The 14,156-nt window shown below is 72.2% G+C and carries 10 protein-coding genes; 4 read left to right on the top strand and 6 right to left on the bottom strand.

Going from position 1 to position 14,156, the window contains the following annotated elements:
- Positions 1-22: 22 nt before the first annotated feature.
- The 3 genes from dxs (at position 23) to AB0424_RS14845 (ending at position 4,828) form a co-directional block, all read left to right on the top strand.
- Positions 23-1,942, top strand: a complete 1,920-nt coding sequence (dxs, locus tag AB0424_RS14855; RefSeq protein ID WP_366305346.1) for a 1-deoxy-D-xylulose-5-phosphate synthase — start codon at positions 23-25, stop codon at positions 1,940-1,942.
- 177 nt (positions 1,943-2,119) lie between these two features.
- Positions 2,120-3,634: an amino acid permease gene (locus AB0424_RS14850; RefSeq protein WP_366305344.1), complete on the top strand. Its 1,515-nt coding sequence runs from the start codon at positions 2,120-2,122 to the stop codon at positions 3,632-3,634.
- Between the two features lie 108 nt (positions 3,635-3,742).
- Positions 3,743-4,828, top strand: coding sequence for a hypothetical protein (locus tag AB0424_RS14845; protein WP_366305342.1), 1,086 nt, complete (start codon positions 3,743-3,745; stop codon positions 4,826-4,828).
- Positions 4,829-4,905: 77 nt separating this feature from the next.
- Here AB0424_RS14845 and AB0424_RS14840 read toward each other — a convergent pair whose 3' ends face one another.
- From AB0424_RS14840 to AB0424_RS14820, 5 genes are all read right to left on the bottom strand, one after another.
- On the bottom strand, positions 4,906-7,044 hold the full coding sequence (locus AB0424_RS14840) for a 3-hydroxyacyl-CoA dehydrogenase NAD-binding domain-containing protein (RefSeq protein ID WP_366305340.1): 2,139 nt from the start codon (positions 7,042-7,044) through the stop codon (positions 4,906-4,908).
- On the bottom strand, positions 7,041-8,255 hold the full coding sequence (locus tag AB0424_RS14835; RefSeq protein ID WP_148002942.1) for an acetyl-CoA C-acyltransferase: 1,215 nt from the start codon (positions 8,253-8,255) through the stop codon (positions 7,041-7,043). Before AB0424_RS14835 ends, AB0424_RS14840 begins: the two co-directional genes overlap by 4 nt.
- 203 nt (positions 8,256-8,458) lie before the next feature.
- Positions 8,459-9,742, bottom strand: a complete 1,284-nt coding sequence (locus AB0424_RS14830; protein ID WP_366305338.1) for a ribonuclease D — start codon at positions 9,740-9,742, stop codon at positions 8,459-8,461.
- An 80-nt stretch (positions 9,743-9,822) separates the two neighbouring features.
- On the bottom strand, positions 9,823-10,488 hold the full coding sequence (locus AB0424_RS14825) for a response regulator transcription factor (RefSeq protein ID WP_017242457.1): 666 nt from the start codon (positions 10,486-10,488) through the stop codon (positions 9,823-9,825).
- A gap of 306 nt (positions 10,489-10,794) precedes the next feature.
- The gene (locus AB0424_RS14820) at positions 10,795-11,487 is read right to left on the bottom strand and encodes a DUF3000 domain-containing protein (RefSeq protein WP_366305336.1); all 693 of its coding nucleotides are present in this window, start codon (positions 11,485-11,487) and stop codon (positions 10,795-10,797) included.
- A gap of 91 nt (positions 11,488-11,578) precedes the next feature.
- On the opposite strand from AB0424_RS14820, the gene hemE reads away from it, so the two are divergent.
- Positions 11,579-12,655, top strand: coding sequence for a uroporphyrinogen decarboxylase (hemE, locus tag AB0424_RS14815; protein ID WP_366305334.1), 1,077 nt, complete (start codon positions 11,579-11,581; stop codon positions 12,653-12,655).
- 79 nt (positions 12,656-12,734) lie between these two features.
- Here the strand turns inward: hemE and AB0424_RS14810 are convergent, their stop codons facing one another.
- Complete coding sequence (locus tag AB0424_RS14810; protein ID WP_366305332.1) at positions 12,735-14,063, bottom strand: FAD-dependent oxidoreductase; 1,329 nt, start codon at positions 14,061-14,063, stop codon at positions 12,735-12,737.
- Between the last annotated feature and the right edge of the window lie 93 nt (positions 14,064-14,156).

The following is a 14,156-nucleotide window of genomic DNA, read 5'->3' as shown; positions in this document are numbered from 1 at the left end:
AGCTCAAAGCAAGGAGGCACGGGTGGCTCTGCTGACCCGTATCAGGGGACCGCGAGATCTGGACCGGCTCTCCCCGGAACAGCTGGACCAGCTGGCCGACGAGATCAGGACGTTCCTCGTGGACGCCGTCTCCAAGACCGGCGGGCACCTCGGGCCCAACCTGGGTGTGGTCGAGCTGACCATCGCCCTGCACCGGGTGTTCGACTCCCCGAAGGACCGGGTCCTCTGGGACACCGGCCACCAGAGCTACGTCCACAAGCTCCTCACCGGGCGCCAGGACTTCTCGAAGCTCAAGATGAAGGGCGGCCTCTCCGGCTACCCCTCGCAGGCGGAGTCCGACCACGACGTGATCGAGAACTCGCACGCCTCCACGGTCCTCGGCTGGGCCGACGGCCTCGCCAAGGCGAACGAGGTCCTGAAGAAGGACGACCACGTCGTCGCCGTCATCGGCGACGGCGCGCTCACCGGCGGCATGGCCTGGGAGGCGCTGAACAACATCGCCGCGGCCAAGGACCGCCCGCTCGTCATCGTGGTCAACGACAACGAGCGTTCCTACGCGCCGACCATCGGCGGCCTCGCCAACCACCTGGCGACCCTGCGCACCACCGACGGCTACGAGCGCTTCCTCGCCCGGGGCAAGGACATCCTGGAGCGCACCCCGGTCGTCGGGAAGCCGCTCTACGAGACCCTGCACGGCGCCAAGAAGGGCCTCAAGGACTTCATCGCCCCGCAGGGCATGTTCGAGGACCTCGGCCTCAAGTACGTCGGCCCCATCGACGGCCACGACATCGAGGCCCTGGAGTCCGCGCTGACCCGCGCCAAGCGCTTCGGCGGCCCGGTCATCGTCCACTGCCTCACCGAGAAGGGCCGTGGCTACCAGCCCGCGCTCCAGGACGAGGCCGACCGCTTCCACGCCGTCGGCAAGATCCACCCCGACACCGGCCTGCCCATCGCCTCCTCCGGCGCCGACTGGACCTCGGTCTTCGGCGAGGAGATGGTGAAGCTCGGCGAGGAGCGCGCGGACATCGTCGCCATCACGGCGGCCATGCTCCAGCCCGTCGGCCTCGACCGGTTCGCCAAGGCGTTCCCCGACCGGGTCTTCGACGTCGGCATCGCCGAGCAGCACGCCGCGGTCTCCGCCGCCGGCCTCGCCACCGGCGGACTCCACCCGGTCTTCGCCGTCTACGCGACCTTCCTCAACCGCGCCTTCGACCAGGTCCTGATGGACGTGGCCCTGCACAAGTGCGGCGTCACCTTCGTCCTGGACCGCGCCGGCGTCACCGGCACCGACGGCGCCTCCCACAACGGCATGTGGGACATGTCGATCCTCCAGGTCGTGCCCGGCCTGAGGCTCGCCGCGCCGCGCGACGCCGACCAGGTCCGCGCCCAGCTGCGCGAGGCCGTCGAGGTCACCGACGCCCCCACCGTGGTCCGCTTCTCCAAGGGCGCGGTCGGCCCGGCGGTGCCCGCGCTGCGGCGCGTCGGCGGCATGGACGTGCTCCGCGAGCCCGGCAGCGACACCCCGGACGTCCTCCTGGTCTCCGTCGGCGCGCTGGCCCCGATGTGCCTGGAGATCGCCGACCTCCTCGACAACCACGGCATCTCCACCACCGTGGTCGACCCCCGCTGGGTCAAGCCCGTCGACGAGGCCCTCGCCCCGCTGGCCGAACGCCACCGGGTCGTCGTCACCGTCGAGGACAACAGCCGCGTCGGCGGCGTCGGCTCGGCCGTCTCGCAGGCGCTGCGCGACGCCGGTGTCGACGTGCCGCTGCGTGACTTCGGCATCCCGCCGCGCTTCCTCGACCACGCCTCGCGCGGCGAGGTGATGGCCGAGATCGGGCTGACCGCGCCGGACATCGCGCGCCAGGTCACCGGTCTGGTCTCGCGGCTCGACGGCCGTTTCGACCCCAGCGCGCAGGCCGTGGAGCCCGCCCGCGACTGACCCCGCCCCCACGGCACCGGTCACCGTGCGTGACCCTTGGGCCGGTCGGCTCACCCTCCCGGGTGCCGACCGGCCCTTTCGCGTGCATGCTGACTCTGAGCGGGCAGGCGTATCCCAGCCACCCGCCCGCGGTGGCCCAGAGCGACCGAGGTCCAGGCACGGCGCGGAGGTACCAGTGTGAGTACGGATCAGCAGCCACGGGCGAACTCCGGAATCTTCCGGACCAAGACGGTCGAGCAGTCGATCCGCGACACGGAGGAACCGGAGCACGCACTCCGGAAGTCCCTGTCCGCCTGGGATCTGACGGTGTTCGGCGTCGGTGTCATCATCGGCACCGGCATCTTCGTGCTCACGGGCAAGGTGGCCAAGGAGAACGCCGGGCCGGCCACGGCCCTCGCCTTCGTCGCGGCGGGCATCGTCTGCGCCCTCGCCGCCCTCTGCTACGCCGAGTTCGCCTCCACCGTCCCGGTGGCCGGATCGGCGTACACCTTCGCGTACGCCTCCATCGGCGAACTGCCCGCCTGGATCATCGGCTGGGACCTCGTCCTGGAGTTCGCGCTCGGCACGGCGGTGGTCGCCGTCGGCTGGTCGGGCTACGTGCGCTCGCTGATGGACAACATCGGCTGGCACCTACCGGCCTCGCTCGAAGGGCCGGACGTGGCGGGGGGCACCTTCGACATCCTGGCCTTCCTGCTCGTCCTCGTGCTGACGGTGGTCCTCGTCCTCGGCATGAAGCTGTCGGCCCGGATCACCGCGGTCGTCGTGGCGATCAAGGTCACCGTGGTCATGATCGTGATCATCGCCGGCCTGTTCTTCATCGTCGGCGACAACTACAAGCCGTTCATCCCGCCGGCCGTCACCCCCGAGGGCGGCGGCTCCAGCTGGGACTCCCCGATGGTCCAGCTGATCTTCGGATACGAGCCCACGAACTTCGGCGTCATGGGCATCTTCACCGCCGCCTCCGTGGTCTTCTTCGCCTTCATCGGCTTCGACGTGGTGGCGACCGCCGCCGAGGAGACCAAGCTGCCGCAGCGGGACATGCCCCGGGGCATCCTCGGCTCGCTCCTCATCTGCACCGTGCTCTACGTGGCCGTGGCGCTCGTCGTGACCGGCATGCAGCACTACACCGAGCTCTCCGTGAGCGCCCCGCTCGCCGACGCCTTCAAGGCGGCCGGACATCCCTTCTACGCGGGCGTGATCAGTTTCGGCGCCGCCGTCGGCCTCACCACGGTCTGTCTGATCCTGCTCCTCGGCCAGACCCGCGTCTTCTTCGCCATGAGCCGCGACGGACTGCTGCCCCGCTTCTTCTCCGTCACGCACCCGCGGTTCAGGACCCCCTACCGGCCGACGATCCTGCTCGGCGTGATCATCGCGATCGTCGCGGGCTTCACCAGCATCAACGAGCTGGCGACCCTGGTGAACATCGGCACCCTCTTCGCCTTCGTCGTCGTCGCGGTCGGTGTCATCGTGCTCCGCCGCACCCGCCCCGACCTGCCCCGGGCCTTCCGCACCCCGTGGGTCCCGGCGCTGCCGATCATCTCGATCGCCGCCTCGGTCTGGCTGATGCTGAACCTGCCGGGGGAGACCTGGTTCCGGTTCGCCGTGTGGATGGTGATCGGCTTCGTCGTGTACTTCCTGTACGGCCGCCGTCACAGTCGGTTGGGCCGGGAGGGCGCGGAAGCCCGGTACTGAGGGGCGGCCGGAATCCGGGCGACGGGCGCGGGTCGGAGCGCCGGAACGGGCGACTACAGTCGGCTCGTACCCGACCCGTAACCCGATGACCGGAGTGCTGGACCCCTCATGGCGAATCGATCCGAGGCCCCCACCGCCCACCCCCACGGTGCCCCTGCCACCCCGCAGTTGCGGGGAGCCTGGCTGGCCCGTGGGAAGGAGGGCAGATTCAGCGTCTACCTGCCCCGGAACGGCGAAGTGGTGCGCTGGACCGAAGGCGCCGACGGCCGCTGGAGCGAGCCCTTCTCGCTCGGCGGCGGCGGTCTGACGCCGGGCCTCTCCGCGGCCCAGGGGGCCGACGGGTACGTCCACCTCGTCGGGATGCGCCCGGTGGCCGGGAAGCCGGAGCACGTCGAACTGGTGCACACCACGCAGTACCAGACGGGCCGTCCGGCCCTGGAGTGGAAGTCCATCACCCACCCCAACGGCGCCTCGTACCACTGGACCGGCAACCCCAGCGTCACCGTGGACGGCATCGGCCGCGCCTACGTCTTCTCGCGCAACGGTGGCGGCGGCATCAGCGTGCGGGCCCAGAAGGACGCCGGCGGCTGGCACCCCTGGTGGGACCTGGTCGGCTCCAAGACCGACCCCTCGCCGGTCGCCCTCACCAACGGCTCGGGCTTCGTCGAGCTCTACACCTCGCACGCCACGGGCCTGCTGCGCTACGTGCAGCGCGAGTCCGGCGGCAAGCCGATCCGCGAGGAGATCCTGCCCGCCGCCGTCACCATGGGCACCCTGGCGGGCGTCACCGGCCCCTCGGGCCACTGCACCCTCTTCTACGTCGACCACGACGGCCGGGTGTGCGCCTGGTCGCCCGAGCGCTCCCTGAAGCCGACGTACCTGGCGGACGCCCTCGGCACCGGCCCGCTCACCGCCACCCGCTGCCTCGTCGACGGCCTGGACTGCACCGTGCTGGCCCAGCAGAACGAGGACGGCCGGCTGGCGCTCGCCGCCTACCCGAGCGAGCAGGAGGACGCCGGCGCCCGCTGGTCGGAGACGGGCGAGCGGCACGGCCCGCTGGTCACCACCCTCACCCGCGCCGACGACGAGAGCCTCGTCGCGGTGGCCCTCGTCGACGAGACCTCGCTGATCACCACGCGGCAGCGGCCCGGGGCTGACGGCCTGGCCGTGGAGAACTGGCGCCCCCTGTTCTGAGCGCACACGCGAACGGCCCCGGCACCTGGGAAGGTGCCGGGGCCGTTCGCGTACCCGTTCGAGCGGGCGAACCGGTGTTACGCCGGGACGCTCGCCACGCCCTGGGCGAGGAAGGTCTTGCCGTTGACGCGCTCGGAGACGCCTTCACGGTCCAGGTACGGCGTGATGCCGCCCAGGTGGAAGGGCCAGCCCGCGCCGGTGATCAGGCAGAGGTCGATGTCCTGCGCCTCGGCGACGACACCCTCCTCCAGCATCAGGCCGATCTCCTGCGCCACCGCGTCCAGGACGCGGTCGCGGACCTGCTCCTCGGTCAGGACGGAGTCGCCCTGGACGAGGAGGGCGGCGACCTCCGGGTCGAGCTCCGGCTTGAAGCCGTTCTCGGCGTTGTAGACGTAGAAGCCGCGCTTGCCGGCCTCGACGACGCGCTTGAGGTTCGGCGAGACGGTGAAGCGCTCCGGGAAGGAGCGGTTCAGGGTCTCGGAGACGTGCAGGCCGATGGCCGGGCCCACGAGCTCCAGGAGCACCAGCGGGGACATCGGCAGACCGAGCGGCTCGATGGCCTTCTCGGCCGTCTCGACCGAGGTGCCCTCGTCGATGACGTTCTGGATCTCGCCCATGAAGCGGGTCAGGATGCGGTTCACGACGAACGCCGGGGCGTCCTTGGTGAGGACCGCGGTCTTCTTCAGCTTCTTGGCGACACCGAACGCGGTGGCCAGCGAGGCGTCGTCCGTCTTCTCGCCGCGGACGATCTCCAGGAGCGGGAGGATCGCGACCGGGTTGAAGAAGTGGAAGCCGACCACGCGCTCCGGGTGCCGGAGCTGGGAGGCCATCTCCGAGACGGACAGCGAGGAGGTGTTGGTGGCGAGGATCGCGTGCGCCGGGGCGACCGCCTCGACCTCCGCGAACACCTTCTGCTTGACGGACATCTCCTCGAACACGGCCTCGATGATGAAGTCCGCGTCCGCGAAGCCCGCCGCCTTGTCCAGGACACCGGAGACCAGGCCCTTGAGGCGGTTGGCCTTGTCCTGGTTGATGCGGCCCTTGCCGAGCAGCTTCTCGATCTCGGCGTGGACGTAGCCCACGCCCTTGTCGACGCGCTCCTGGTCGATGTCGGTCAGGACGACCGGCACCTCGAGGCGGCGCAGGAAGAGCAGGGCGAGCTGGGAGGCCATCAGGCCGGCGCCGACGACACCGACCTTGGTGACCGGGCGGGCCAGCGACTTGTCCGGGGCGCCCGCGGGGCGCTTGCCGCGCTTCTGCACCAGGTTGAAGGCGTAGATGCCGGAGCGGAGCTCCCCGCCCATGATCAGGTCCGCGAGGGCCTGGTCCTCGGCGTCGAAGCCCTTCTGCAGGTCCCCGTCCTTGGCGGCCTCGATGATGTCGAGGGCGCGGTAGGCGGCCGGGGCGGCGCCGTGCACCTTGGCGTCGGCGACCAGACGCCCCTTGGCGACGGCCTGGTCCCAGGCGTCGCCGCGGTCGACCTCGGGGCGCTCGACGGTCACGGAGCCGTTGAGGACGGAAGCCGTCCAGATCAGCGACTGCTCCAGGAAGTCCGCGCCCTCGAACAGCGCGTCGGCGATGCCGAGCTCGAAGACCTGCTTGCCCTTGAGCTGACGGTTCTGGTTCAGCGAGTTCTCGATGATGACCGAGACGGCCTTCTCCGCGCCGATCAGGTTCGGCAGGATGGCGCAGCCGCCCCAGCCGGGCACCAGGCCGAGGAAGACCTCGGGCAGCGAGAAGGCCGGCAGGGCCTTCGACACGGTGCGGTAGGTGCAGTGCAGACCGACCTCGACGCCGCCGCCCATGGCCGCGCCGTTGTAGTACGCGAAGGTCGGCACGGCGAGCGCGGACAGACGCTTGAAGACGTCGTGGCCGCCCTTGCCGATGGCGAGCGCCTCGTCGTGCTTCTTCAGCAGCTCGACGCCCTTGAGGTCGGCGCCGACCGCGAAGATGAACGGCTTGCCGGTGATGCCGACGCCGGTGATCTCACCGTTGGCGGCCTCGGCCTCGACCTGGTCGATCGCCGCGTTGAGGTTGGCCAGCGACTGCGGGCCGAAGGTGGTCGGCTTCGTGTGGTCGAAGCCGTTGTCCAGCGTGATGAGGGCGAACCGGCCCGCACCCGCGGGCAGCTCGAAGTGCCGTACGTGGGCGCTGGTGACGACCTCGTCGGGGAAGAGCTCCGCGGCGCCCTTCAGAAGCTCGGCGGTGGTGCTCACTTGCCCTCCCAGTGGGGGTTTTCCCAGATGACCGTGGCGCCCATGCCGAAGCCGACGCACATCGTGTTGAGGCCGTAGCGGACCTGCGGGTTCTCCTCGAACTGGCGGGCCAGCTGCGTCATGAGCCGGACGCCGGAGGAGGCCAGCGGGTGACCGTAGGCGATGGCGCCGCCGTACTGGTTCACGCGGGCGTCGTCGTCGGCGATGCCGTAGTGCTCCAGGAAGGCGAGGACCTGGACCGCGAACGCCTCGTTGACCTCGAACAGGCCGATGTCCTCGATGGACAGGCCGGCCTGGGCGAGGGCCTTCTCGGTCGCGGGGATCGGGCCGTAGCCCATGACCTCGGGCTCGACGCCGGCGAAGGCGTACGAGACGAGGCGCATCTTGACCGGGAGGTCGTTCTCGCGGGCGAAGTCCTCGGAGGCGATGATCGAGGCGGTGGCGCCGTCGTTCAGGCCGGCCGCGTTGCCCGCGGTGACGTTGCCGTGGACGCGGAACGGCGTCTTCAGGTTCGCCAGCGACTCCAGGGTGGTGCCCGGGCGCATCGGCTCGTCGGCGGTGACCAGGCCCCAGCCGGTCTCACCGGTGGAGGCGTCGGTGCGGCGCACCGAGATCGGCACCAGGTCCTGCTGGATCTTGCCGTCGGCGTACGCCTTGGCGGCCTTCTCCTGCGAGCGCACGGCGTACTCGTCGGCGCGCTGCTTGGTGATGCTCGGGTAGCGGTCGTGCAGGTTCTCGGCGGTCATGCCCATGAACAGGGCGGACTCGTCGACGAGCTTCTCCGACACGAAGCGCGGGTTCGGGTCGACGCCCTCGCCCATGGGGTGGCGGCCCATGTGCTCGACACCACCGGCGATGACGGCGTCGTACGCGCCGAAGGCGATCGAACCGGCGACGCTGGTGACGGCCGTGAGGGCGCCGGCGCACATGCGGTCGATGGAGTAGCCCGGCACCGACTGCGGCAGGCCGGCGAGGATGCCCGCCGTGCGGCCGAGGGTCAGACCCTGGTCGCCGATCTGCGTGGTCGCGGCGATGGCGACCTCGTCGATGCGCGCGGGGTCGAGGCCCGGGTTGCGGCGCAGCAGCTCCCGGATGGCCTTGACGACGAGGTCGTCGGCGCGGGTCTCGTGGTAGATGCCCTTCGGGCCCGCCTTGCCGAACGGGGTGCGGACGCCGTCGACGAAGACGACGTCCCTGACGGTACGAGGCACGATGGCTCTCCTCCAGGGTGCGGGATGGCACTGCTGCGGCACACGCCTAAGCGTGCGCTTGCTCCGCCCATGCTACTTGTGGGTAACCAAGCTGCCCAGTCCTTGGCGCCCAAGCGGCGAAGGTCACATCCGCGGCCGGGTGCGCGAAGGCCCCCGGCGGGGCTGCCGGGGGCCTTCGCGACGGGGCGGCGGGACCGGCCGGGTCACGCCGTCGCCGACAGGGCCTTCACCAGGAGGGGGGTCACCAGGCCGACCTGCCAGGGGCGGGCGCCGTGGGAGGCGAGGGCGGCGGAGACGGTGTCCGGGGTGGCCGGCGACGGGGGTTCCCAGCAGACGCGGCGGACCGTGTCGGGGGTGATGAGGTTCTCCTGCGGGAGGTTGAGCTCCTCGGCGAGGGCGGAGACCGCGGTGCGTGCCGCCGCGAGGCGGGCGGCGGCGGCCGGGTCCTTGTCGGCCCAGGCGCGGGGCGGGGGAGGCCCGGCGACCTGCTGGCCGGGCTGCGGCAGCTCGCTCTCCGGCAGCGCCCGGGCGCGGTCGACGGCGGCCTGCCACTGCTCCAGCTGACGCCGCCCCATGCGGTTGCCGAAGCCGGGCAGGGCGGTGAGCGCGGCCACGTTCACCGGCACCGACAGCGCCGCCTCGACGATGGCCGCGTCGCTCAGGACCTTGCCCGGGGAGACGTCCCGGCGCTGGGCCACCTTGTCCCGGGCCGTCCACAGCTCCCGCACGACCGCCATCTGGCGGCGGCGGCGCACCTTGTGCATGCCGGAGGTCCGGCGCCACGGGTCCTTGCGCGGCGGGGCGGGCGGGGCGGAGGCGATGGCGTCGAACTCCTGGAGGGCCCACTCCAGCTTGCCCTGCCGGTCGAGCTCCTTCTCCAGCGCGTCGCGCAGGTCGACGAGGAGTTCGACGTCGAGGGCCGCGTACCGCAGCCACGGCTCGGGCAGCGGGCGGGTGGACCAGTCCACCGCGGAGTGGCCCTTCTCCAGGGCGTAGCCGAGGACGGACTCGACCATCGCGCCGAGGCCGACCCGCGGGAAGCCCGCGAGCCGTCCGGCCAGCTCGGTGTCGAAGAGCGAGGAGGGGAGCATGCCTATGTCGCGCAGGCACGGGAGGTCCTGGGTGGCGGCGTGCAGGATCCACTCGGTGCCGGAGAGCGCCTCGCCCAGCCCCGAGAGGTCGGGGCAGCCGACGGGGTCGATCAGCGCGGTGCCCGCGCCTTCGCGCCGGAGCTGGACGAGGTAGGCGCGCTGGCCGTAGCGGTAGCCGGAGGCACGCTCGGCGTCCACGGCCACGGGGCCGCTTCCGGCCGCGAAGGCGGCGATCACCTCGGCGAGGGCCTCGTCCGTCTCGACGACGGGCGGAATCCCCTCGCGGGGCTCCAGCAAGGGGGTCGGAAGCCCATTCGCAGGGACATCGTCGTCCGGGGGGCCGCCCCCGGTGGTGCGCAGTGCTGTGTCTGCTGCGGTCTCTTGGGCGTCGGTCACCTGTCAAGGGTATCGGTGAACGGCAAGCGCCTGTCGACGGAACGTTCCGTCGACAGGCGCCGGCTTCTTGTCGACCGCCGTCAGTGGATGATCCCCGTCCGCAGGGCCACCGCGACCATGCCGGCGCGGTCGCCGGTGCCCAGCTTGCGGGCGATGCGGGCGAGGTGGCTCTTCACGGTGAGGGCGGACAGCCCCATGGAGACGCCGATGGCCTTGTTGGACTGGCCCTCGGCCACCAGCCGGAGCACCTCGACCTCACGGCCGGAGAGCTCGCGGTAGCCGCCCGGGTGGCTCGGGGCACCCGGGGGGCGGCGGTGGCCCAGACGGGCGGCGGCGGAGCCGATGGGGGCGGCTCCGGGCCGGGTCGGGTGGCCGATGTTGGTCCGGGTGCCGGTGACGACGTAGCCCTTCACGCCGCCCGCCAGGGCGTTGCGCACGGCGCCGATGTCGTCGGCGGCCGAGAGGGCGAGGCCGTTGGGCCAGCCCGCGGCGCGGGTCTCGGACAGCAGGGTCAGGCCGCTGCCGTCGGGCAGATGGACGTCGGCCACGCAGATGTCGCGTGGGTTGCCGACGCGGGGACGCGCCTCCGCGATGGACGAAGCCTCGATCACGTCACGTACTCCGAGGGCCCACAGGTGGCGGGTCACGGTGGAGCGGACGCGCGGGTCGGCCACGACGACCATGGCCGTCGGCTTGTTCGGGCGGTAGGCGACCAGGCTTGCGGGCTGCTCGAGGAGAACGGACACCAGGCCTCCTGGGGGGAAGGGTGCGGGACGGAGCCGGCTCGGGGAAGAAGCCGGGGGCGAACCCGTGCAGTGAAGGGGTCACTGAATCCTTCGGCAGGACCGTCGCCCGCCTTTAGGGAAAGATCACGATTTGGTGAGTAACAATTAGGGCAATTCGGACGAGTGATCGATCATCCTACGAGCGGCTGCCGCCGTGTCACCCGCACGAGGGAGGGGCGGGACGCCTCTCCGGACCGCCGCCGGACCGCTTCCGGGTCGCCGCGGCAGACGGGTTCGGTGTCTGCCGCGACCGCTCCGGCGCGCTCCTCAGGGCTGCTGGGGGCCCCGCCGCTGGGGAAGGGAGACGACCCCCGCGCCGGTCACCGTGCCGGCCCCCGGATCCGCCGGCGCCGGCGGCAGCCCCGCGACCTGGCACAGCAGGTCGCACCAGGCCGCCAGGTGCGCCGCCGTGTCCGGCACCCCGGCGAGCCCCTCGCGGGGCGTCCAGGAGGCCCGGATCTCGATCTGCGTCGCCGGCCTGCGGTCCGCGAGCCCGCCGAAGTAGTGCGAGCCCGCCATCGTCACGGTGCCGCTCGCCTCCCCGTACCCGAGCCCCCGCGCCTCCAGCGCGCCGGTCAGCCAGGACCAGCACACCTCCGGCAGCAGCGGGTCCGCCGCCATCTCCGGTTCCAGCTCCGCCCGGACCAGCGTCACCAGACGGAACGTTCCCTTCCATGCCTCGTGGCCGTCCGGGTCGTGCAGCAGGACGAGCCGCCCGTCGGCCAGATCCTCCTCGCCGTCCACGACGGCCGCCTCCACCGCGTACGCGTGCGGCGCCAGGCGCTGCGGCGGCCTGGTCGGGTCGACCTCGATCTCGGACCTCAGCCGCGCCGAGCGCAACGCCTCCACCGCCCGCCGGAACGCGGGTGGCACCGGGTTCGTCTCCGTACTGTCCGCCGTTTCGTCCGTCCCTCGATCGCCGTCGGAATGATCGGAAAAATGTCCCTGAGCCGCAGCCATGCGGGGAAGAGTAGGCGGAACGGGGCCTCCGCGCAGGGAGGGACACCCGGCCCGGACGAGCGGCTTCCCGCCACATGCGAAGATTCTGGGCGTGAGTGCCATTGACCGCCCGCAGGGCCAGCAGACGAAGCAGCAGTCGCGGACGCACGACTCCGCGTTCCTCAAGGCATGCCGGCGCGAGCCCGTGCCGCACACCCCCGTCTGGTTCATGCGACAGGCCGGGCGCTCCCTCCCCGAGTACCTGAAGGTCCGCGAGGGCATCCCGATGCTCGAGTCGTGCATGCGGCCCGAGCTCGTCACCGAGATCACGCTGCAGCCGGTGCGCCGCCACAAGGTCGACGCCGCCATCTACTTCAGCGACATCGTGGTCCCCCTCAAGGCCATCGGACTCGACCTCGACATCAAGCCGGGCGTCGGCCCGGTCGTCGCCGACCCGATCCGCACCCGCGCCGACCTGGCCCGGCTGCGCGACCTCACGCCCGAGGACGTCCACTACGTCACCGAGGCCATCGGCATGCTCACCGGCGAGCTGGGGGACACCCCGCTCATCGGTTTCGCCGGCGCGCCCTTCACCCTCGCGAGCTACCTCGTCGAGGGCGGCCCGTCGCGCAGCCACGAGCACACCAAGGCGCTCATGTACGGCGACCCGCAGCTCTGGGCCGACCTGCTCGACCGCCTCGCCGAGATCACCTCGGCCTTCCTCAAGGTCCAGATCGAGGCCGGCGCCTCCGCCGTCCAGCTCTTCGACTCCTGGGTCGGCGCCCTCTCCCCGGCCGACTACCGCCGCTCGGTGATGCCGGCCTCCGCGAAGGTCTTCGACGCGGTCGCCGGGTACGGCGTCCCGCGCATCCACTTCGGCGTCGGCACCGGCGAGCTCCTCGGCCTCATGGGCGAGGCCGGCGCGGACGTCGTCGGCGTCGACTGGCGCGTCCCGCTCGACGAGGCCGCCCGCCGCGTCGGCCCCGGCAAGGCGCTCCAGGGCAACCTGGACCCGGCCGTGCTCTTCGCCTCCCGCGAGGTCGTCGAGGCCAAGGCGGACGAGGTCCTCGCCGCGGCGAAGGGCCTGGAGGGGCACGTCTTCAACCTGGGTCACGGCGTCATGCCGGCGATGGACCCGGACGCGCTGACCCGCCTCGTCGAGCACGTCCACACCCGGACGGCCGTCTGACCGGCGCCCGGCACCCACGCAGGGACGGCGACGGCCGCCGGGGACCTCCTCCCCGGCGGCCGTCGCCGTACCGCGGCCGTCAGGCCGCCCGGACCGCCGCCGTGGCCTTCCGGGCCGCGACCAGGACCGGGTCCCACACCGGCGAGAACGGCGGCGCGTACCCCAGGTCCAGGGCCGTCATCGCCTCCACCGTCATCCCGGCCGTCAGCGCCACGGCCGCGATGTCGACCCGCTTGGCCGCGCCCTCCCGGCCCACGATCTGCACGCCGAGCAGCCGCCCGGTGCGTCGCTCGGCCAGCATCTTCACCGTCATCGGCGCCGCGCCCGGGTAGTAGCCCGCGCGGCTCGTCGACTCGACCGTCACCGTCACGTACCGCAGCCCCACCTCGCGGGCGTCCTTCTCCCGCAGACCGGTCCGGGCGATCTCCAGGTCGCACACCTTCGACACCGCCGTCCCCACCACCCCGGGGAAGGTCGCGTAGTCGCCGCCGACGTTCGCGCCGATGACCTGGCCGTGCTTGTTCGCGTGCGTCCCGAGGGGTACGTACCGCTCCCGGCCCGAGACGAGGTCCAGGACCTCCACGCAGTCACCCCCCGCCCAGATGTTCCGGTGACCGCGCACCCGCATCGCCAGATCGGTGAGGATCCCGCCGGACGTGCCGAGCGGCAGCCCCGCCGCCCGCGCCAGCGAGGTCTCCGGCGCCACGCCCGTCCCCAGGACCACCACGTCCGCCGGGTACTCGGCCGCGTCCGTGGCCACGGCCCGCACCCGGCCGTCGGCGCCGGTGAGGATCTTCGTCACCTCGGCCGACGCGACCGTCCTGATCCCGAGCCTGTCCATCGCCCGGTGCACCAGCCGGCCCATGTCCGGATCGAGGGTCGCCATCGGCTGCTCGCCCCGGGTCAGGACCGTCACCTCGTAGTCCCGGGCGAGGAGCGCCTCGGCCATCTCGACCCCGATGTACCCGGCGCCCACCACGACCGCGCGCCGTCCCCGGGTCCGCTCCAGCGAGTCGAGCAGCGCCCGGCCGTCGTCCAGGTTCTGCACGCCGTGCACCCCGGGCGCGTCGATCCCCGGCATCGGCGGCCGCAGCGGACGGGCGCCGGTCGCGACGACCAGCTTGTCGAAGCCCGTCCAGGACTCCGTACCCGCCTCCAGGTCGCGGGCGAGGACCCGCTGCCCCGGCACGTCGATCGCCGTCACCTCGGTCCGCATCCGCAGGTCGATGTCGCGTGCCCGGTGCTCCTCGGGGGAGCGGGCGATCAGCTCCCCTGGCCCCGCGACGTCGCCGCCCACCCAGTAGGGGATTCCGCAGGCCGAGTACGAGGAGAAGTGACCGCGCTCGAACGCGACGATCTCCAACTCCCCGGCCGGCCTGAGCCTGCGGGCCTGCGACGCGGCGGACATGCCCGCCGCGTCGCCCTCGACGGCGCCACCTCCCCGGGCACCACCTACACCCCCCTCGTCGGCGCCGACCTCTCCCTCGCCGCCGGCGCCGAG

Source organism: Streptomyces sp. NPDC051180, from assembly GCF_040689545.1.
GTDB lineage: Bacteria > Actinomycetota > Actinomycetes > Streptomycetales > Streptomycetaceae > Streptomyces.
Note: the sequence above shows the minus strand (reverse complement) of the source record. Positions and strands in the feature narration are given on the sequence as shown.